This window comes from Sphingopyxis selenitireducens (assembly GCF_051550705.1).
Taxonomy (GTDB): domain Bacteria; phylum Pseudomonadota; class Alphaproteobacteria; order Sphingomonadales; family Sphingomonadaceae; genus Sphingopyxis.
Genome location: NZ_JBPULG010000006.1, coordinates 411,894 through 432,500 on the forward strand (window position 1 = coordinate 411,894; position 20,607 = coordinate 432,500).

The following is a 20,607-nucleotide window of genomic DNA, read 5'->3' on the forward strand; positions in this document are numbered from 1 at the left end:
AAACGACCGGGGCCGCCGCTTGCGTCCGCGCGAGCGGCCGTCCCGGGCATTCAGTTCACATCGCCCGTCCCCGCTGGCACTCTGGTCCCATCTTCAGCGACAGAATCATGCTTCTAGTCGCGCGGAAGGGACGGAACTGAGTGCTGAGACATATGAACAGCGACCCCGATGCCCCGCACCCCCATGTCGCAGCTGCCAACGTCGGGGCCCAAAATAGCCATGGGGGCTGCGCCGGGTAGATTTCGAAATCGAGAGTAAAGCCGCGCTGGCGCTCGATCACATAGGTGCGCAATTCCTTTTCCAGACCACCACCCCGGACTTGATACGGCCCGCACTTTTCTGTGGTTAGCATTAATCGGCGGCACGTCGCCCGAAAAACTCGGAACTATTTATGTGGTACCGACGAGAGATTCGCCAACCAACTAGCGGATAGAAACACACGAAGCTCCGTTTATGAATATACAAAAACACTTCTATTTTCCATAATAAGTTTTATCATCAATATCTTACTTGGAATACACCCTCACACTCGCTACTATTGGATAACGCGAACATGGGACAGAAAGCGAAAGCATGGAATGGGAAAAGCTGCTCTGCAGCGAACGTCTTCGTGACAAGCAATATGCGGCCAGACCGAACCGATCGATCTTCGTTCAGGACAATGATCGGATCGTCTTCTCCGCTCCCTTCCGTCGCTTGGCTAACAAAACCCAAGTGCAACCGTTGTATGAACACGACCACGTCCACCATCGCCTGATCCATTCGATTGAGGTCAGTAGCGTCGGGCGATCGCTCGCGATGCGGATTGGAAGCTGGCTTGAGGAAAATGAACTGATCGCTGCCGGGGAATCAAACAACCTCGCAAGCATCGTACAGGCGGCGTGCACGGCGCATGACATAGGCAACCCTCCATTCGGCCACTCGGGTGAAATGGCCATGGGCGATTGGTTTGCCGAAAGGTTCAACGACGCCAAAGGAGTTATGGCAGAGATTGAACCTCGGCACCGGACTGAGTTCACGAATTTCGAAGGCAATGCGCAAGGGTTCCGCATCATCTCTCGCTTGGAGATGTACCGCAATGACGGTGGGATGCGCCTGTCCAAAGCAATGCTCGGGGCCTTCACAAAATACCCCGTTACATCCACGGTTCGCGATGCGATCGCAGAAACGGGCCCGGCTCCATATGTCGGCTTGAAAAAATTCGGTGTATTCCGATCGGAACTTGATCTGTTCAAGGAGGTAGCGACGGCACTAGAACTGCCTCATGAGCTTCATGATGCCGGGAACTGGTGGCGGCGTCACCCCCTTGTCTTCATTGTCGAAGCTGCGGACGATATTTGTTACAATATCGTCGACTTGGAAGATGCCTTCACCACCGGCGAGCTGCCCTTCGACACCGTCAAAAGCCTGCTTCACAAAGCCGCCTGCAAGCCGAACCGCGACGTTTCCGATCTCAGCCAAGCTGAGCATATAGCTCTCCTGAGAGCGCTAAGCATTGGCGCTGCCGTGGAGAGCTGCTTCGATGCCTTCAAGGCAAATTACGAAGCTATCATGGCCGGCACATACTCAAACTCCTTGGCCGACGACGGGCCGATGGCTTCCGTCTTCGATGAGATGAAGCGACTCTCCCGGGATCAGGTTTTCACCGCCCGCAGAAAGACCGAACTGGAAGTGTCCGGTCGACGCGTGATCTCCAACGTCATGTCAGGCGTGCTACCCGTCTTCGAGAATCTCGCGACAGTAGACTGGAAGCGAGATAGGCTTACGGCCTATAATGAGCAGCTCGTCCGAGCCTTGGATCTGGACGTCCGCCATGTCACCAACGCCGAGCAGGCTCTGCATGCGCTTGCTGATTTCACGTCGGGGATGACAGATAGATACGCGGTCCGGATCGCGCAGATGCTCACCGGCATCTGATTAAACCATTTGCCGTTCGCTGCGAATGTATCCTCGCCTTCAAACATTTCGCTATCTTCGCTAGCGCTCGAAGTACGCGGAATATCGTGGCAGGTAAGACGCGCTTTTGCGCTTCCATACTTAGCGCATTTGAGACCCTGCCAAGACGGGGAGGACACGAAGAACAGTGGCCCCCGCTTATCTCACCGGGACCAGAAATTTCAGCCCTTGCAGCCGCGCGACCCGGCCGCTGATGCACTGCGGCGCCGCGATCAGGCGCATCCAGCGGCGCGCGCCTTGCGCGGGCAGGATTTCGACATCGAGGGTGAAGCCGCGCCCGTGCCGGATCGCATAGGCGCGCAATTTCTCCATCGCCGCGCGCGACCCTTCGCCATAGAGGGCGGCGGTTTCGTCGCGCACGAGCGCCGCGCCGCGCGGGATGCCGAAAATATCATAGACCTCGCCCGACCAGCTCAACCGGTTGCCCTGGTCGAGGTCGCATTCCCAGTATCCCGGCCGCGCGCGCATCAAAACCCCGTCGCCGACGAAGCGGCTCGCGTCGGGCAGCGAATCGAGCGTGTCATAGCCATGGACCTGTCCCAGTTCGAAATGACGCTCGCGCTCATAGAGCGCCCAGCTATGGTGAACGGGCAAGGGGTGGGTCGGTTTCAACGTGCTGGCCTGTCGTTGTGTCGCCCGCATATTGGGGCGACTGGCGCTTAACGGCTGATCGGCCGATTTTCCAGTGCCCGCATTTCCAATTCCCGCGTCGCCGCGCGCTCCAGCGCGATTCCCGCCAGATTTTGCGCGCGCCCGACATGGCGGATGCGAGGGCGGGGACCGGGACCGGCGAGTTCGCGGAATGCCGCCAGATGACGGGCATGGCCGCCGCGGCACGGCACCCGCCCCATCGCCTGCTCGATCACCGCCAGCGCATCGCCCATCAGGACGAAATCGCTCAGTCCGCGCACCCGCGCCAGCCGCAGCGCCGCGATCAGCGCCAGCCATTCGGCCTCCATCGCGCTCCCCTCGCCCGCATCCTCATCGATCAGCGCGGTTCCGGCGATCACCACGGCGGTCGCCATCCGCCCCGGATTGGGCCGGCATCCGCCATCGAAATAGATTTTCACGCGCGCGCCGATCATCGGGGCATCATAGGATGAACGCCGCCGCGCGTCACTTCTTCCCCTGCCGCGCGCTCCCGCCTATGACCGGCCGGTTATCCGTCCGCGTCAGGAGCCTTGCGTCGATGCCCATCATGGCCGCCCGCCTTTATCATGACGGCAAGCTGGTCCGCGACATCGGCCCGGAAGAGGCGATTCCGGAGGAATGCGCCGACGGCGATTTCTTCTGGCTCGGCCTGTACGAACCCACAAGGGACGAACTGGCGGGGATCGCCCGGCGCTTCGGGCTCCACCCGCTCGCGGTCGACGATGCGCTGAAGGCGAACCAGTTGCCGAAGGTCGAGGTTTATGGCGACCAGCTGTTCGTCATCGCGCGCACCGCCAATCTCGACGGCGACACGATCCAGCCCGGCGAGACCGCCTTCTTCCTCGGCCCGCATTTCTTCGTCAGCGTCCGCCACGGGTCGGCGCGCACCCATACCGAGGTCCGGGCGCGGCTCGAAACGCTGCCGGCAAAGCTCGCGCACGGTCCCGACTATGTGCTCCACGCGGTGCTGGACTTCATCGTCGACGGCTACTTCCCCGTCATCGACGCGATCGAGGACCGGCTGCTGGGGGTGGAGGAAAGCGTGATGGACACCCCGCTCGACGCCGACGAGATCCGCCACCTCTATGCCCAGCGGCACGAGGTCATCCGTTTCCAGCGGCTCGCGGGGATGATGAAGGAGGTCGCGGGACGGCTCGCCGCCGACGACGACCTGCCCAATATCGACCAGGCGGTGCGCCCCTTCTTCCGCGACGTCTTCGACCATGTCCAGCGCGCCGAATTCCGCCTCACCGGCCTCCGCGACATCGCCGCCTCGGTCATCGAAACCAACGGCATGCTAGAACAACAACGCCAGGGCGTCATAACCCGCCAGCTCGCCGCTTGGGCCGCAATCCTCGCGGTTCCGACTGCGATCGCTGGGATTTACGGAATGAATTTCAAGTTCATGCCGGAATTGGATTGGCCCCTCGGCTATCCCTTCGCACTCGGCCTGATCTTCGGCGTATCCAGCCTGCTCTTCTACCGCTTTAAAAGCATCGGCTGGCTTTGACCGTCTCCCTGCATTCCTGGCCCAGTGGACCCCACCAATGAACATCCATGTCGAAGTGATCGTGAACGATCGCATGCAACAAGTCTATCGTTATAAGCGCACGGCCCCGATAGGAAGCGCATTCGATCCCGGATTCGCCCCCGAATTGACACCAGCCGCCATGCTGAGCCTCGGCGTTTTCTGCGGAAAGTATATGACAGATTGTATCGCCGAGTTTCCAGCGAGCTGGTTCGAAAATGCAAAACTGGCCAGAGATCGTCCCGACTGCTCGTTAAATTATTTCGGCGTGCGGGCGAGCGTGCCTCTGCGCGTCTGGGTCGAAAAGGGATGGATCCACCCCGACGATCCACGCGGATGGTTCCAATGGTATTGCCGATATTATTCCGGTCGGCGGATACTAGTCGAAGATCGCCGCCAGATCGCGCGCTGGCGCGCTTTTCGGCGCCACGCCGCGCAGATTGTGAAGAACTGCAATCCGGGGGACCCCTTTTGCCGGCCAAGGCAAAGACAAGCTCTACTGCAATGGGCTTATGACAGCCGAATACTTTGACAGCGGCCTTTCGAATCGGCGCAATCATTCTAAACGCACTAAACCCAGCACCGGACTTGCGCCGCGTCGATCGCCCCCCTAGATTTGCGTCTCATCGCAACGGGAGAATCCGCCATGAGCCACAACCTGTCCGCAACGCCCCGCCTTGCCGCCAGGAAAGTTCAAGTTCATGCCCTCCATCACGCTCTCGCAAATCAGCTGGTCCACGCCTGACGGCCGCGCCGTCCTTTCGGATCTCGATCTCCAGTTCCAGCCCGAACGCACGGGCATTATCGGTCGAAATGGTGTCGGAAAATCGACACTTTTGCGCCTGCTTACCGGCCAATTGACGCCCACCGCCGGGCATATTGCAATCGACGGTAGAATCGCGATGTTGCGGCAGATCGTGCAGGTTGATGCCAGTGAGAGCATCCCCGACCTGTTCGACGCCGCCGCCGACCTCGCGCTGCTTCGCAAGGCGGAAGCCGGCGAAGCTTCAGCCGACGAAATCGCCGACACCGACTGGACGCTCGAAGCCCGGATCGACGCAGCTCTCGCCGGCGTCGGCCTGTCCGTGTCGCCCGAAACTCCATTAGCCATGCTCTCGGGCGGCCAGCGCACGCGCGCGGCCCTCGCCGGTGCGATGTTCGCTGCGCCCGACTTCCTGTTGCTCGACGAGCCAACCAATAATCTCGACCGTGCAGGGCGCGAAGCCGTGCACAGCCTGCTACGCGGCTGGCGGGGCGGGGCGATCATCGTCAGCCACGACCGCGAACTGCTCGAGGAGATGGACGCAATCATCGAACTCACCGGCTTTGGCGCAGTGCGCTACAGCGGCGGCTGGAGCGCGTATCGCGCGCGCAAAGAAATCGAACAGGCCGCAGTGGAGGCCGAACTCGCGGGCGCCGAAAAAGAGCTTGGCCGCGTCCGCCGCCAAACGCAAGTCACCACCGAACGGCAAGCGCGACGCGACGCCGGCGGTCGACGCAAAGCGGAGCGTGGCGACGAGCCGGCGATCCTGCTCGGTACGCTCAAGCAGCGCGCCGAGGAAAGCGTCGGCGCCAATCGCCGCCTCGCCGAGCGCCAGCAGCGCGAAGCCGAAGAATTGCTCGCCTCCGCGCGCGCGAAGATCGAGATCGTCGATCCGCTCTCGGTTGGCTTGGCTTCCACCGGTCTGCCATCGTCGCGCACCATCCTTTCAATCGACCATGTCACCGCCGGCTACGTCGAGGAGCAGCCCATCCTCCGCGACATCTCGCTCACCATGACCGGCCCCGAACGCGTCGCGCTAGTCGGGCCCAATGGCTCGGGAAAATCAACGTTGCTCGCTCTCCTCGCTGGAACGCTCAAACCATGGACAGGACAAGTCCGCGTCAGCGTTCCTTTCGCGCTATTCGACCAACGCGTCAGCCTGCTTGATCCGGCGTTATCGGTTGCCGACAATTTCCTCGCGCAGAATCCGGGAACAACGAACAACCAGTGCCGAGCTGCCCTCGCGCGCTTTCGTTTCCGCGCTGCGGCGGCCGACCGCATCGTCGGCACATTGAGCGGCGGGCAGGCCTTACGCACTGGCCTGGCGTGCGTCCTCGGCGCGCCCCGTCCGCCCCAACTTCTAATTCTCGACGAACCCGGCAACCATCTCGACATCGATTCGCTAGCCGCAGTCGAAACAGGACTCGCCGCCTATGACGGCGCGTTAATAGTCGTCAGCCACGACACAGCCTTTCTGGACGCGATCGGGATCACGCGGACAATTGAGTTAGCGTGATCGCCGGCGATGAAGTTTAGGCATCAATCCACTTGAGCTTTGCGCTGACGATCGGCCTTTTCGCGCTCGCGCTAACCTTCTTTTAACCAGCGAACTCCAACAACCGCCTATGCCTATCTACGGACATTTTCTTCCAGCAGCGCCCGGCGCGGAAAAACGTCACGACGTGCGGCGGAAATTGAGCCTTCTCGCATCGGGTTTGCTTCATGACGGCACCGGGATCGAAGTTCAGATCCACAATATCTCCGGAACGGGCCTGCTACTCGAAAGCGATGTCAAACTGACGATTGGCGACCGAATAGAAATCGAACTTCCGCATGCCGGCGACATAACGGCGGTAGTCATGTGGGCAAACGGGCGGCACTTCGGATGCCAATTTGAAGGTCCAGTATCTCCGGCGATGCTGAGCGCCGTGGAACTCAAGAGCGCCATCAGCCCCCCGCCCGAACTGATGGATACTGCAGGCCCTGCGCTCGACGATCACGTCGCACCGGAGATCGACGGCGCTACCCCGGCAGGAGTGCAGGAAGTAATCGACCGCAGCCGCAAGGAGATCGCGAGCGCTGTCGGTATCGATGTCGACAGGATCCGGATCTTCGTTGAATATTAGTTTGAAAGCTACGCGGTCATCACCTTCGCCATCAGCCGCTCTTCCTTTTCGATCCACGGCGCGAGGCTTGGCCGCGACAGGATCGCCTCACTCCAAACCGCGATTTTCGGATGTACCGCGGGGTCGATGCGCGCGCCGCAGTGTCGAAAATTCATCAGCGGCGATGCCACTGCAAGGTCGGCGAGCGTCAACCGGTTGCCGACCAAAAAACCCGAATCAGGGATCGCACTTTCCAGATAAGCGAGCAATTTCGGCAGTTCCTCTGCCTCCGCCGACGCGGCTGCCGCCAGATCGCCAGGACGCCCCATAAATTTGGGCGCGACGATGCGATTGAAAAACATCTTCCCGCTGCAAGCCGCGAACACTGTATCGCCAAACTCCTCCCACCAGATGACACGCCCGCGCTCCTTGGCGTCTGCCGGGATCAGCGCAGGTTCGGGGTGCTTGGCCTCCAGATACTGGATAATCGCGCTCGAATCAGCGAGGGAAAAGTCACCGTCCACCATCGCCGGCATCTTTCCAAGCGGCGACGCGGCGCGAAACCCGGGATCAGGGTCGCCCACCCCAACTCCTTTCAGTTCGAAATCAATCCCCTTCTCACCCAGATAGCCCAGCAACTTCCGGACGAAAGGAGACACCACCGATCCGTAAATAATCATCCCTCATCTCCCGACTGATCGGGCGACAGCATAAGCGAAAGGGTGTGTACAGCAACCCGGCGCGGCGCACTCTGCGCCAGTGAAATAATCTTGCCATCAGCTAGGCCACATGGAACAATCTCCACCAGAAGGGGCGCTGCCGCGGCGGCTATCATTCAGGAAACCAGGCAATGCGTTCCCTTTGGGCTGACCGGCTAATGGCGCTGCTCGTCCGCTTCGTCGGACTGGTCATTCTGCTCGCGACGATCGCCGCAGCCTCAGCGAGCTTTTTCTATAACGAGGCGCAGGAAGCCGACCAAGCGAGCCGGGTCGCACTTCAGGCCAATGTCCGGCTACGCGACCATGTCGCGGTTCTCGAAGGCGTACGGGCGCTTTATCAATCCGACCCAGAGTCCACCGGGCCAGGCATTCGAGCCTATCTGGCCGCGCTGCAACCGCAAATCCATACGCCGGGCATGGAAGGCGTGGGGATCGCCATCGCGATGCGCCCAGGATTTCCCGCCGCCGCCGAGGCGCGACTGCAGGCCAACTATGGTAAACCCATTGCCGTCTGGCCCGCTTCCGATCAATCGATCGGCTTCCCGATTGTTCTGGTCGAACCCGACACCCCGCGCCGCCACAATGCGCTGGGCTATGATATGTACAGCGACCCCATACGTCGCGAGGCGATGCGCCGCGCCTGGCAGACCGGCCGACCGGCGGTCAGCGGGATTGTCCAGCTTGTTCAGGAAAAAGGACTGAGCAACAAACAGCCCGGCTTCCTCATCTATGTACCCGTCTACACCAGACTGTCCGCCACAACCGCCACTCCAACCGGTGATTTGCACGAAGCTTCCGGGGCTGCGCATCCCGGCCGTGCCCGGGAGATCGAGGCGTTCGTCTATGCCCCGTTTCGTACCAATGACCTGATGAAGGCCCTTCTAGGATCGCAAATCGATGCGATAGAAGGATTGGAAATCTACGCTGGCGATGGTCCGACGGCACCGTTGGCATTCCGCCACGGCAAGCTCGGCTGGGACGCGCATGTGCAACGGCTGCGAGTCGCCGATCATCAATGGACGATGCGTATTTCTTATGGCCGTTTCCTCGATCGGCTCGGACGCCCCCTCGGGATATTTCTTTTCGGCGCTGCACTGGCGCTGTTCGCGACCCAGCTTCACCGCGTCCAGCGCCGTCGGATCGACGCATTCCAGGCTCTCGCCGAAGAAAGGGCGCGCCATGCCGAGGATCGCGAATTGATGATTGGCGAGATGGCCCACCGGATGAAAAACGCCTTCGCCCGCATCGGCGCGCTAGCGCGCATCACGGTGCGTGAAGCGAAGGATCTCGATGATTTCGAAGTGAAGTTCGACGGCCGGCTCAGCGCGCTGTCCGACGCGAAGCAAATGCTCGTCACAGGTGCGATCGACACCGTCGATCTCCGTCAGATCATCGATCGCGAGCTTGTGATCGCGGGCTGGTCATCCGACCAGTTGGCGGGAGTCGGCGGGCCGGAGGTTCGCCTCAATGACGATGGCGCTCAGGCGCTGGCGCTCACCGTGCATGAACTGGTGACGAACAGCGTCAAATATGGCGCACTGGCGGGGCGGGGCGATCTTGCGGTAAAGTGGCGCCACGACGGCGGCGATGTCATATTGTCCTGGATTGAGAGCGGTCTCGCCGAAACGCCGCAGATCGAACATGAAAGTTTCGGCACCCATTTCATCGGCTCACTGATCGAGCGCCAATTAAAGGGCGGTTGGGACCGCAGCACTTCCGATCATGGCCTGACGATCACCATCCGCTGGCCTGACATCGGCGGCCGAAGAACCCCGCTCGATTGACAAGCCGCCGCACCGGCGCAAGAGACAGCGCAGCAAAAGGATGGAATGTGACCGGCAAGCAATTGCGCCCGACATCGTTTGACGTCGCCGAGCGCGCCGGCGTGTCGCAATCGACCGTTTCGCGCGCGCTGCGCGGCAGTCCTGGAGTCAATGCCGAAACGCGCGCGCGCGTCGCCGCCGCCGCGCGCGAAATGGGCTATGTCGTCGATCGCCACGCTTCGTCGCTGCGCCTCAAAAGCAGCGAGACGATCGCACTCGTCACGATTTGCCGTCCCGGCGAAGACCGCAGCGCTATCAACCCCTTTTACTTTGCGTTGCTCGGCAGCATCGCTGCCGCGACCTCGGCGCGCGGTTTCAACTTGCTTGTCTCCTTTCAGGAAAGCGCCGATAACTTCCGCGCCGATTTCGTGGCCTCAGGCCTCGCCGACGCGATGATCGTCATCGGCACGACCAGCAACCGCCCAGCTTGGCAATATTTCGCCGATGCGCAGGCGTCTGGCCTCGATTTCGTCTGTTGGGGCAGCCCCGGCAGCCCTTTTCACTGGATGCGCAGCGAAAATGATGCCGGCGGCCAGATAGCCGCCGAACATTTCGTCGCGCAGGGCCGCAGGCGGATTGCTTTTGTTGGGCCGCAGCAATCGTCTCCACGACAGTTCGACGAGCGCCGGGACGGTTTTGTCGCCGCATTGGCAGCGCACGGGATGACCCCGATCCTTGCCGAACCGCCCGCCGCAGCCGACCGCCACGCACAGGGTGTCGCGGCCGTTCGCGACCTGCTGGCACGCCATCCCGAAACCGACGCGATCTTTGCCGCGAGCGACCTGCTCGCCCTCGGCGTACTCCAGGGCCTGAAGGATGCCGGCCGCCGCGTGCCCGAGGATGTCGCGCTGATCGGTTTCGACGGCATCCGGGCGGGCACGCTCGCCGATCCGGCGCTGACGACGCTGGAACCCGACCTCGACGCCGCTGGAGAAGCACTGGTCGCGATGGCGCTCGAGGATGACGAACATACGCGCAGCGGTACGCGCATCCCGGTACGACTGGTCGCCCGCGGCACGGCCTGAGCAGAAAGCAAGGGACTCCCCTTCGGTCGCACGATCGGGTAACCTCTTGTTATTCGTGTCGCAATAATATGCTTCATGGATCGCAGGAAGCCGCATTGACCGGACAATTTTTCATCTCGTTGCTGAACCCGGCCATCGGCCTGTTGTTCGCGGCCGCCTTCTTCATGATGTGGATGAACCGCCGCGAAACCTATATCGCCTATGCGTCCGGCGCCTATGTCGCGACGGCATTCGCCTTCCTGATGCAGGACGTCGCGCCGGTGATGCCGATGGAACTCCAGCGCCTGCCCGCAAATATGGCGTTTCTGCTCACCGGCGCGCTGTTCGCGGCGGCGATTATCAAACGATATGGCCTCCCCGTCCCATGGCGCGAAATAGCGGTGGCAATGGCGGTATCGCTCGCCGTCTTCCTCTGGTTTCTGCTCGGCCAGCCCGACATCGCGGCGCGCATCTATGCGATCAGTATCGGCGCGGGCGCGATCGCTCTGATGGTCGTTCGCGCACTCTGGCCGCTCGACAAGCCCCATCTGATCGACAGGGTGCTATTCTGGGTCGCAGCGCTGGCCGCCATCAATCTGATCGTGCGTCCGGTCGTTTTACTGACGCTCACCGGCGGCTTCGCCAATTATGACGGATTTCAGCAGTCGATTTACTGGACGACGGTTCAATTCAGCCAGGCGATGGTGTCGGTCGCAGCGGCGATCAGCCTGATGGTCGCGATCGCGATCGACATGGTCACCGAACTGCGCGCGCAGGCGGCCGGCGATACATTGTCGGGCCTGCTGAACCGCCGCGGCTTCGAAACGGAGGCCAGCGCCGCGATGCGCCGCAGCACCGCCGGGGAAGCTCCCGCCGCGCTGCTGATCGCGGACCTCGATCACTTCAAGGCCGTCAACGACACCTATGGGCATGCAGTCGGCGACGCGATCATCGCAGCCTTTGGCGCGCACGTCCGCGCGATCGGTCCGGCCGGCATGATCGCAGGCCGCATCGGCGGCGAGGAATTCGCCATTCTGGTGCCCGGTGCAGGAATCGAAGCCGGCCGCCAACTCGCGGAAGCGATCCGGGGCGGGCTTCACGCCGCCTGCGCAGACCGCATACCCACCGCACTTTGTCCCACGACCTGTATAGGCATCAGCGTCGGCACGGGCAGAACCACGCTATCGCAGTTGATGCAGCAGGCCGATCAGGCACTTTACGATGCCAAGCGAACCGGGCGCGACTGCGTCCGTAGCTTTACGCCGACGGTGATCCGGGTTGCCCGCGCCTGACCACATCGGGTGACGAAATTTCATGGAAAAGCATGAAGTTGATTGCCATAATAATCCATCCCCTGTGACATCCGTCACCCTCGCTCCACCAGACGCGGGGCATAGCATGCTCGAACCGACCAATCCCGGCGCCATGGCCGCGATCGGCCGCCTGGGTAAAATGGAGACTATCGTGCAGAAATCGCTGGCCGCCGCAGCTCTTGTTGCGATGACGATCACCCCCCCGCTGATGCCCGCCGCCCTCGCCGCTGATGACGCCCCCGTGGCGGTGGTCGCAACCGAATTCACACCGCTCGACGAGATCGACCGGGTACGCAAATCGGGCTGCGGCATTGATGATTTCGAAGAATTTCTGTCTTGGTATGTCAGTTCCACCAAATCGGGCGGTTGGCTGGAACAGGTGATCTGGACCAATTATATGGTGAAGGTCGGCAAGCTCGCCGATCCCAAGGCGCCCGGCAACTGGATCCATCGCCAAGATTATCTGGGCCAGTTCCGGATCACCTCGACCGACTATCGCTTCAGTCGTCAGACCCCGGCCGCGCTGCCCAATGACGAATTCCGGAAAGTCGTGCTGACCCGTCTCGGCGAAAAGCAATATCGCGTCGATTGGCGCGGGGGCCGGCCTTTTGCCGGGGTCGAAGGCCCCGATCGGGACGCTCAGGCCGGTGCCTATATTTTCGAGCATAAGAAGGACTGCTGGTATCTGACCGACGACTTGCGCTGATCGAGATTCAGACGAATGCGAGCCGATCGCGGCCCCGCCAGCATGTTACCCTATGCCGGCAAATGCCCTTCTTCCGCCGAAAATAACCCGGCCGCCAAAATCGCGGCCCGGTGAAGCCAATGAAGTAAATCATATCTGTTCGATACCGCAATCTCTCGATACAGAGAGACAAACAGCAACGACAGGAGTTTTTGTGCGCGTAACTTCACTGCATTGGACATCACTTGTTGCCGCCGGCCTCACCCTGGCCGCTCCGGCATCGGCCGCAGCCGAACAGCCGGCCGCGACGCAAGCCAGTTCGACGCAGGGAACCGCGTGGCTCAACCGCCAGATGGCGGCGCTCGCCGAACGTCACGGTGGCGCCGGCTGGACAACCACCGCCAGCGGGCTGCGCTGGCGCCGGGTCGCGGGCGACGGCAGCGGCGCCCGGCCCGGCCCGACCGACCCCGTTACCGTTCATTATGTCGGCACCTTCGTCGATGGCAGCGAATTTGACAGCTCGGTACGGCGCGGCGAGCCCGCGACCTTTCCGCTCAATGCGGTCATTGGGGGCTGGCAGGAAGGCGTGACGCTGATGGGCGTCGGCGACAAGTTCGAATTCGCCATCCCTTATCAGCTGGCCTATGGCCCCGCTGGCAGGGGCCCGATCCCGGGCTATGCGACGCTTTTGTTCACGGTCGAACTGCTGAACATCGAGTCCGCTGGCATCTGACCAGCCGCAGAACAGCATCGTCGGCAGGAACGCGGATCGACCGATGCCGTAACGGGAGCGCATAGCCATGGATTTTTCGCGACTGCAGCACACGAGCAAGATCGGCGATGGCTGGGTCTATCCCGCTGCGACCCCGCTGCGCAGCGGCCACCTCGCCGTCGATGCCGATCCGGCGCACCGCATTTACTGGGAGGAATATGGCGCGCCCGACGGCGAGCCTGTCATGTTCCTCCACGGCGGCCCCGGCGGCGCCTGTTCGCCGGAAATGGCACGCTTCTTCGATCCCGCGCGCTACCGCGTCATCCTGTTCGACCAGCGCGGATGCGGCAAAAGCGAGCCCAATGTGGCGGCAGCGGGACCGGCGGTCGCGCTTCGCCGCAACACCACTGCCGACCTGATTGGCGACATCAACAAGCTCCGCGAAGCGCTGGCTATCGATGGCCCGATGCATGTCTTCGGCGGCAGTTGGGGCAGCACCCTCGCCATGGCCTATGCCATCGCTTGCCCGCAGCATTGCGCCAGCCTGATCCTGCGCGGCATTTTCCTGGGGGCGCCCGAGGATCTCGACTATCTTTATCAAGGCAATGCCGCGACTTTCGAAGAGGCACCCTATGCCCTCACGGCGCCCGGCGCCTATATTCACTACCCCGACGAATGGCGCGCACTGCTCACGGTGCTGACCCCCGCCGAACGCGGCGACGTGATGGCGTCGTACAAGGCGATCTTCGACATGGTTCCGGCGAACGACGCCGAACGCGAACGCCAACAGGCGGCCGCCCTCACCTGGTCGTTGTGGGAAGGCACCATTTCCAACATGATCCCCGAATCCGGCGCGACGGGGAAGTTCGGGGACGCCGATTTCGCCCTCTGCTTCGCGCAGATCGAGGCGCATTATTTTGCGAACAGCCTGTTCCTCGAACCCGGCCATTTTTTCGACAATGCCGATATCCTCGCCGCGATCCCGATCCATATCGTCCACGGCCGTTTCGACGAGGTCTGCCCGCTGACGCAGGCGTCGCGGCTGGTCGAAGCGCTGCGCGGCGCTGGCGCCGAGCCCGCGACCTATGTCGTCACCAATGCAGGGCACAGCGCGATGGAGCGCGAAAATGCGCTCGCGCTCACAGCTATCATGGACGGATTGGCCCCGCTGTAGCCGAAAGCCTGCCCCCAACCCCTTGCATTTCCCCACCCCCGGCGTAAGGCGGCGCCAACAATCACCGCGCGTGCGACTCCCGTTGGCCCCGCTCTCCTGGCCGGGCACCGGATGGTCATTCCCCGCCGCGCCAACATGGGGACTGCAATCCTATGACGACCACCGGTAACGACACGCTCGGTACCCGCTCGACACTCGACGTCGGCGGCAAGACATACGCCTATTATTCGCTCGACAAGGCTGCGGCAAAGCTGGGCGACGTGTCGCGGTTGCCGTTCAGCATGAAGGTGCTGCTCGAGAATCTGCTGCGTTTCGAGGATGGCGGCTTCACCGTGTCGACCGACGACGTCAAGGCGATCGTCGACTGGCAGAAGGATCCGCATTCGAACCAGGAAATCCAGTATCGCCCCGCGCGCGTGCTGCTTCAGGATTTCACCGGCGTTCCCTGCGTCGTCGATCTGGCCGCGATGCGCGATGCGATCGCCAAGCTCGGCGGCGACACGACCAAGATCAACCCGCTGGTCCCCGTCCACCTCGTCATCGACCACAGTGTCATGGTCGACGAATTCGGGCACCCCAAGGCGTTCGAACAGAATGTCGAAATCGAATATTATCGCAACGGCGAACGCTATGACTTCCTGAAATGGGGGTCGAAGTCGCTCGACAATTTCAAGGCGGTGCCCCCGGGCACCGGCATCTGCCACCAGGTGAACCTTGAACATATCGCGCAGGCGGTGTGGTCGAGCGAGGATGGATCGGGTGAGACCGTGGCCTATCCCGACACCTGCGTCGGCACCGACAGCCACACGACGATGATCAACGGCCTGGGCGTGCTGGGCTGGGGCGTCGGCGGGATCGAGGCCGAGGCCGCGATGCTCGGCCAGCCCGTGTCGATGCTCATCCCCGAAGTTGTCGGCTTCAAATTCACCGGCAAGCTGAAGGAAGGCGTCACCGCGACCGACCTCGTGCTCACCGCGACGCAGATGCTGCGCGCCAAGGGCGTCGTCGGCCGCTTCGTCGAATATTTCGGCCCCGGCCTCGCCTCGCTGTCGCTTGCCGACCGCGCGACGCTCGCCAATATGGCGCCCGAATATGGCGCGACGTGCGGCTTCTTCGGCGTCGACGACAAGACGCTCGATTATATGCGCCTGACCGGGCGTAGTGACGAGAATATCGCGCTGGTCGAGGCCTATGCCAAGGCGCAGGGTTTGTGGATCGTCGAAGGCGCGGCGGACCCTGTGTTCACCGACACGCTCGAACTCGACCTTTCCACCGTCGTCCCGTCGCTCGCCGGGCCGAAGCGTCCGCAGGACCGCGTCTCGCTTCCTGACGTCGACGATGTGTTCAACGCCGACATGGCGAAGGTCTATAACAAGACGCAGGCGCGCGTGCCGGTCGAGGGCAAGGATTTCGACATCGGCGACGGCGACGTCACCATCGCCGCGATCACCAGCTGCACCAACACGTCGAACCCCGGCGTGCTCGTCGCCGCGGGCCTCGTCGCGAAAAAGGCCGACGCGCTGGGCTTGAAGCCCAAGCCGTGGGTCAAGACCTCGCTCGCCCCCGGGTCGCAGGTCGTCACCGACTATCTGGAGAAGGCCGGGCTGCAGAAGCATCTCGACAATATCGGCTTCAACCTCGTCGGCTATGGCTGCACGACCTGCATCGGCAATTCGGGCCCGCTGGCCGAGCCGATTTCGAAGGCGATCAACGAGAATGGCCTCGTCGCCGCGGCCGTCATCTCGGGCAACCGCAACTTCGAAGGCCGTGTGTCGCCCGACGTGCGCGCGAACTTCCTCGCCTCGCCGCCGCTCGTCGTCGCCTATGCGCTGAAGGGCACGGTGATCGAGGATTTCACCACCACGCCGATCGGGCAGGACCAGTCGGGCAACGACGTGTTCCTCGCCGACATCTGGCCGACCAATCTGGAAGTCGCCGATGCGGTGGCGGGCGCGGTCGACCGCGACATGTTCGTCGCGCGCTACGCCCATGTCTATAAGGGCGACGAGCATTGGCAGAAGATCGAGGTCGAGGGCTCGGACACCTATCAGTGGCGCGCGGGCTCGACGTATGTCGCCAACCCGCCCTATTTCGAGGGCATGACGATGACCCCGGCGCCGGTGAGCGACATCATCGATGCCAAGCCGCTCGCGATCCTCGGCGATTCGATCACCACCGATCACATCTCGCCCGCAGGTTCGATCAAGGCCGACTCACCCGCCGGCAAGTGGTTGATGGAGCATCAGGTCAACAAGGCCGACTTCAACAGCTATGGCGCGCGCCGCGGCCACCACGACGTCATGATGCGCGGCACCTTTGCCAACATCCGCATCAAGAATGAAATGGTCCCCGGGATCGAAGGCGGCATGTCACGCTATGGCGCCGACGTGATGCCGATCTATGACGCCGCGATGCGTCACAAGGCCGATGGGACCCCGCTCGTCGTCATCGCCGGCAAGGAATATGGCACCGGCTCGTCGCGCGACTGGGCGGCGAAGGGCACCAACCTGCTCGGCGTCCGCACGGTGATCGTCGAAAGCTTCGAGCGTATCCACCGCTCGAACCTCGTCGGCATGGGCGTGCTGCCGCTGCAGTTCCTCGAAGGCCAGAGCCGCGAGACGCTGGGCCTGACCGGCGACGACCAGTTCACCATCACCGGCGTTGCGGACCTGAAGCCGCGCCAGACGGTCACCGTGAACGTCACCCGCGCCGACGGATCGACCTTCAGCTTCGACACGCTTTGCCGGATCGATACCGCGAACGAAGTCGAATATTATATGAACGGCGGCATCCTGCATTACGTGCTGCGCAAACTCGCAGCTTGATGCTAAACGAGGGCGATGAGCGGACTTCTTCTCTTCGCCCTCGGTTTTCTTTGCGGGGCCGGTCTGATGCTGGCCCTGCGCCGCGGCGGCGATGCGCGCGACCTGACCGGTCCACCGCGCATCGCCCCCCGCCCGGCCATTCGCCCCCCGGGCCGGACGCACGCTGATACGTCGCAGGCGACCATCCATATCGACAGCGAAACGATCGAGGACGGCGAGATTCTCGACATGATCCGCCGCGGCCGCAAGATCGAGGCGATCAAGCGGATGCGCGACTTGACCGGGATGGGCCTCGCCGACGCCAAGGACACGGTCGAGGCGATCGCACGAACGCTGCGCTGATCGCGCGAGCCCCTATGCGATGACAGGAGCGAGCCCGATGCCATCGACGCCAAGCCAGAGCGAACCCACGCACGAAACAGCAGGAGGCGCGCGCGGATGGCGCTGGTCGCTGCTCCGCCGCATCGTCCACTTCCGGCAGAATTGGGCCGTCGAAGTGGCAAATATCGATCAGGCAGCGGTGATTGCCAAGATTCGCCCCGACGGTGCATGGTCGCCGCGCTTCGCTTTCATGTCGAGCATGGCGGCGGGGATTGCGATCCTTGGCCTGCTTCAGAACAGCGTCGCGGTGATCATCGGCGCGATGCTGATCGCCCCGCTGATGGGACCGATCATGGCGCTGGGTTTCGCGATCGCGACGGGCGACTTCGCGTGGATGAAGGAAAGCGTGCGGACCCTGCTCGGCGGCGTCCTGCTCGCGCTGCTGCTCTGCGTCATCATCGTCAAAATCTCGCCGATCCAGGCGGTGACGAGCGAGATAGCCGCACGCACCCAGCCGACGCTCTTCGACCTTGGCGTCGCGCTCTTCTCCGCCCTCGCGGGAGCCTATGCCGTGGTGCGCGGGCGCGAAGGGACGATTATCGGCGTGGCCATCGCCACTGCGCTGATGCCGCCGCTTGCAGTGGTCAGCTTCGGGCTCGCCACGGGCCAATGGAGCATCTTCGGCGGCGCGCTGATGCTGTTTTTCACCAACTTCATGACGATCGCGCTGTCGGCCGCGATCGTCGCGCGCGCCTATGGCTTTTCGGCCAGCCTGTCGCCCGATCAAACGCGCAGACAGACGCTGATGATCGTTGCCGCTTTCCTCGTCCTCGCGGTGCCGCTCGGGCTGTCGCTGCGCCAGATTGCCTGGGAAGCGACGGTCCAGACGCAGGCGCGTGCTGCGGTCGCCGATGTCTTTCCCGCCTCCGCGCGGATCACCGACCTCAACGTCGATGCGACGGCGACGCCGGTGATCGTCCAGGCCGCGATCCTCGCCCGTGCGGCCCAGCCCGGCGCCGACGCAAAGGTTGAGGCCGCACTCGAACGCCGGTTGAAGCGCGATGCACGGGTGACGCTCGACCAGTATCTTATCGGCTCGTCGGTCGATCTTGCCGCAGCGCGGAACGACATGGCACGCCTCCGCGACGTCGCGGCACGCGCCGAACGCGACAATGCCGACATCAGCCGAGACCTCGCGCTGCTCGCCGGCGTCAACACGAAAGCGGTCACGGTCGACAATGAAAAGAAGCGCGCAACGGTGCGGGCGGTGCGCCTGCCCGACGCAGGCCTTGGCGCCTACCGTGCGCTCGAGGAACGGATGCGTACCCTCTGGCCTGGCTGGACCATCGAACTGGTCCCGCCGACGCTATCCTTGCCTTCGGTGACGGTCACAAATGGTGCGGTCGCCGACACAGCGGCAGCCAATTACCAGTTGCTACGCTGGGCCGCGCGGCGCGGTCCGTTGCCGATCAGCCTCAGCGGCGTGGGCGCAGCAACGGTGCAAGAGGCTCTGGCCGCCGATGGCGTCACCGCAAATCTGATGGAAAAGGCCGGTGCGGGCGACGGCATCGTCACCGCCGCATGGCAACTTCCCGATGGTGGGCGCTGACGGGCTCGAACCGCCGACCCTCTCGGTGTAAACGAGATGCTCTACCAACTGAGCTAAGCGCCCCCTTTGGGGAAGCGCGCCACTGCCACAGCTTGGCCCGGCTGGCAAGCCGGACGTGCGAACATGTCGGGTACTGATGTCGGGATGAGGCCAAGCCAAGTCGGCCTGCGCGTTTCAATCATACAGGGCTAAGCTGACGCGCCCCACCGCCATGCGGGAAAAGAGCTCTGATTGCGTGCCGCATGGCAAATGGCAGAAAGCGGCCAGCTGCTGATATTGGGCAGGCATCAAAGAGGGGAGGATTACCCTGCATCGCGCGCTCCACCCGCCCGATCGTCAAGTGGCGGGAGCGATGTGTTCCACCTGCGACCGAGCCTATGTGCATTTTGGATACAAAAAAGCCTCCTGCGGGGGTTCCCGAGGAGGCATTTGCGAACTGATTTGGTTGCGGGAGTAGGATTTGAACCTACGACCTTCAGGTTATGAGCCTGACGAGCTACCGGGCTGCTCCATCCCGCGCCACCAATGTTCGGATCCTGTTGCCGGAGTTGAGCCGGCAGGATCCGTTAAAACAGCAAAGGGCCGGCATTGCTGCCGGCCCTGTAACTTTGTGAATGGGTTTTTGATGATTTTGTCCGCACGTCGGCCACAATGCCTGGCGACGTCCTACTCTTCCGTTGCTTAAGCAGCAGTACCATCGGCGCTGTCAGGTTTCACGTCCGAGTTCGAGATGGGATCGGGTGGGTCACTGACGCCATGGTCACCAAGCAATGAAGCCGGCGTGGGTCAAAATCGGGTTTCAATCGATGTCCGTGCAATATTTGTCTGACTTGCAATCATCCACTTCGCAGACGATCCGACAGGCTTGTGGCCGGTCAGGATTGTCGTTGATGGTGGGACTCTTAAGTGCGAATAGAGCAATTAGTATCGGTTAGCTCCACACGTTACCGCGCTTCTACATCCGATCTATCAACGTGGTGGTCTTCCACGGCTCTAAGAAATCTTATCTTGAGGGAGGCTTCCCGCTTAGATGCTTTCAGCGGTTATCCCGTCCATACATAGCTACCCTGCTGCGCCACTGGCGTGACGACAGGTACACCAGAGGTATGTTCAACCCGGTCCTCTCGTACTAGGGTCAACTCCTCTCAAATTTCGACGCCCACGGCAGATAGGGACCAAACTGTCTCACGACGTTCTGAACCCAGCTCACGTACCACTTTAATTGGCGAACAGCCAAACCCTTGGGACCTGCTCCAGCCCCAGGATGTGATGAGCCGACATCGAGGTGCCAAACGATTCCGTCGATATGAGCTCTTGGGAATCATCAGCCTGTTATCCCCGGCGTACCTTTTATCCGTTGAGCGATGGCCCTTCCACTCGGGACCACCGGATCACTATGACCGACTTTCGTCTCTGCTC

General features: G+C 62.3%; 17 protein-coding genes, 2 tRNA genes and 2 rRNA genes (1 of these 21 cut by a window edge). 14 read left to right on the forward strand and 7 right to left on the reverse strand.

Features of this window, described 5'->3' with window-relative positions:
* Positions 1 to 573 precede the first annotated feature (573 nt).
* Positions 574 to 1,917, forward strand: a complete 1,344-nt coding sequence (dgt, locus tag ACSYDV_RS20595; protein WP_438325892.1) for a dGTP triphosphohydrolase — start codon at positions 574 to 576, stop codon at positions 1,915 to 1,917.
* Between the two features lie 177 nt (positions 1,918 to 2,094).
* On the opposite strand, the gene ACSYDV_RS20600 is transcribed toward dgt, so the two are convergent.
* Together ACSYDV_RS20600 and ACSYDV_RS20605 are read right to left on the reverse strand one after the other, a co-directional pair.
* Positions 2,095 to 2,568 (reverse strand): hypothetical protein, encoded by a 474-nt coding sequence (locus ACSYDV_RS20600; RefSeq protein WP_438325893.1) that lies wholly within the window; start codon positions 2,566 to 2,568, stop codon positions 2,095 to 2,097.
* A gap of 47 nt (positions 2,569 to 2,615) precedes the next feature.
* The gene (locus ACSYDV_RS20605; protein WP_438325895.1) at positions 2,616 to 3,041 is read right to left on the reverse strand and encodes a reverse transcriptase-like protein; all 426 of its coding nucleotides are present in this window, start codon (positions 3,039 to 3,041) and stop codon (positions 2,616 to 2,618) included.
* Positions 3,042 to 3,145: 104 nt separating this feature from the next.
* On the opposite strand from ACSYDV_RS20605, the gene ACSYDV_RS20610 reads away from it, so the two are divergent.
* The 4 genes from ACSYDV_RS20610 (at position 3,146) to ACSYDV_RS20625 (ending at position 7,024) form a co-directional block, all read left to right on the forward strand.
* Positions 3,146 to 4,117: a magnesium and cobalt transport protein CorA gene (locus ACSYDV_RS20610; protein ID WP_438325896.1), complete on the forward strand. Its 972-nt coding sequence runs from the start codon at positions 3,146 to 3,148 to the stop codon at positions 4,115 to 4,117.
* 37 nt (positions 4,118 to 4,154) lie between these two features.
* On the forward strand, positions 4,155 to 4,667 hold the full coding sequence (locus ACSYDV_RS20615) for a hypothetical protein (protein ID WP_438325898.1): 513 nt from the start codon (positions 4,155 to 4,157) through the stop codon (positions 4,665 to 4,667).
* Between the two features lie 169 nt (positions 4,668 to 4,836).
* Complete coding sequence (locus ACSYDV_RS20620) at positions 4,837 to 6,414, forward strand: ATP-binding cassette domain-containing protein (protein WP_438325900.1); 1,578 nt, start codon at positions 4,837 to 4,839, stop codon at positions 6,412 to 6,414.
* Positions 6,415 to 6,523: 109 nt separating this feature from the next.
* Positions 6,524 to 7,024, forward strand: a complete 501-nt coding sequence (locus ACSYDV_RS20625; RefSeq protein ID WP_438325901.1) for a PilZ domain-containing protein — start codon at positions 6,524 to 6,526, stop codon at positions 7,022 to 7,024.
* An 8-nt stretch (positions 7,025 to 7,032) separates the two neighbouring features.
* On the opposite strand, the gene ACSYDV_RS20630 is transcribed toward ACSYDV_RS20625, so the two are convergent.
* On the reverse strand, positions 7,033 to 7,683 hold the full coding sequence (locus tag ACSYDV_RS20630; protein WP_438325903.1) for a glutathione S-transferase family protein: 651 nt from the start codon (positions 7,681 to 7,683) through the stop codon (positions 7,033 to 7,035).
* 170 nt (positions 7,684 to 7,853) lie between these two features.
* On the opposite strand from ACSYDV_RS20630, the gene ACSYDV_RS20635 reads away from it, so the two are divergent.
* The 9 genes from ACSYDV_RS20635 to ACSYDV_RS20675 all read left to right on the forward strand — a co-directional run bounded on the left by ACSYDV_RS20635 (position 7,854) and on the right by ACSYDV_RS20675 (position 19,188).
* A complete protein-coding gene (locus ACSYDV_RS20635; protein WP_438325905.1) occupies positions 7,854 to 9,506 on the forward strand; it encodes a CHASE domain-containing protein in 1,653 nt (550 codons plus the stop codon).
* Between the two features lie 47 nt (positions 9,507 to 9,553).
* The gene (locus ACSYDV_RS20640; protein ID WP_438325906.1) at positions 9,554 to 10,570 is read left to right on the forward strand and encodes a LacI family DNA-binding transcriptional regulator; all 1,017 of its coding nucleotides are present in this window, start codon (positions 9,554 to 9,556) and stop codon (positions 10,568 to 10,570) included.
* A gap of 95 nt (positions 10,571 to 10,665) precedes the next feature.
* Entirely contained in the window at positions 10,666 to 11,841 is a 1,176-nt protein-coding gene (locus ACSYDV_RS20645) for a GGDEF domain-containing protein (RefSeq protein ID WP_438325907.1), read from the forward strand.
* A 106-nt stretch (positions 11,842 to 11,947) separates the two neighbouring features.
* Positions 11,948 to 12,568, forward strand: a complete 621-nt coding sequence (locus ACSYDV_RS20650; RefSeq protein ID WP_438325909.1) for a hypothetical protein — start codon at positions 11,948 to 11,950, stop codon at positions 12,566 to 12,568.
* Between the two features lie 193 nt (positions 12,569 to 12,761).
* Positions 12,762 to 13,280, forward strand: coding sequence for an FKBP-type peptidyl-prolyl cis-trans isomerase (locus ACSYDV_RS20655; protein WP_438325910.1), 519 nt, complete (start codon positions 12,762 to 12,764; stop codon positions 13,278 to 13,280).
* A 67-nt stretch (positions 13,281 to 13,347) separates the two neighbouring features.
* On the forward strand, positions 13,348 to 14,433 hold the full coding sequence (gene pip, locus ACSYDV_RS20660; protein WP_438325911.1) for a prolyl aminopeptidase: 1,086 nt from the start codon (positions 13,348 to 13,350) through the stop codon (positions 14,431 to 14,433).
* 152 nt (positions 14,434 to 14,585) lie between these two features.
* Positions 14,586 to 17,258: an aconitate hydratase AcnA gene (gene acnA, locus ACSYDV_RS20665; RefSeq protein WP_438325913.1), complete on the forward strand. Its 2,673-nt coding sequence runs from the start codon at positions 14,586 to 14,588 to the stop codon at positions 17,256 to 17,258.
* A 15-nt stretch (positions 17,259 to 17,273) separates the two neighbouring features.
* Positions 17,274 to 17,600 carry a ribosomal protein L7/L12 gene (locus ACSYDV_RS20670; RefSeq protein ID WP_438325915.1) on the forward strand — a complete coding sequence of 109 codons (327 nt, stop codon included), beginning with the start codon at positions 17,274 to 17,276 and terminating at the stop codon, positions 17,598 to 17,600.
* 37 nt (positions 17,601 to 17,637) lie between these two features.
* Positions 17,638 to 19,188, forward strand: a complete 1,551-nt coding sequence (locus tag ACSYDV_RS20675) for a DUF389 domain-containing protein (RefSeq protein WP_438325917.1) — start codon at positions 17,638 to 17,640, stop codon at positions 19,186 to 19,188.
* Here the strand turns inward: ACSYDV_RS20675 and ACSYDV_RS20680 are convergent.
* From ACSYDV_RS20680 to ACSYDV_RS20695, 4 genes are all read right to left on the reverse strand, one after another.
* A tRNA-Val gene (locus ACSYDV_RS20680) sits at positions 19,176 to 19,251 on the reverse strand. The two genes, ACSYDV_RS20675 and ACSYDV_RS20680, sit on opposite strands and share 13 nt — an antisense overlap.
* Before the next feature lie 379 nt (positions 19,252 to 19,630).
* Positions 19,631 to 19,707, reverse strand: a tRNA-Met gene (locus ACSYDV_RS20685).
* 134 nt (positions 19,708 to 19,841) lie between these two features.
* Positions 19,842 to 19,956: ribosomal RNA gene (gene rrf, locus ACSYDV_RS20690) — 5S ribosomal RNA — on the reverse strand.
* Between the two features lie 134 nt (positions 19,957 to 20,090).
* Positions 20,091 to 20,607 (reverse strand): 23S ribosomal RNA (locus ACSYDV_RS20695); it runs 2,305 nt beyond the window's last position.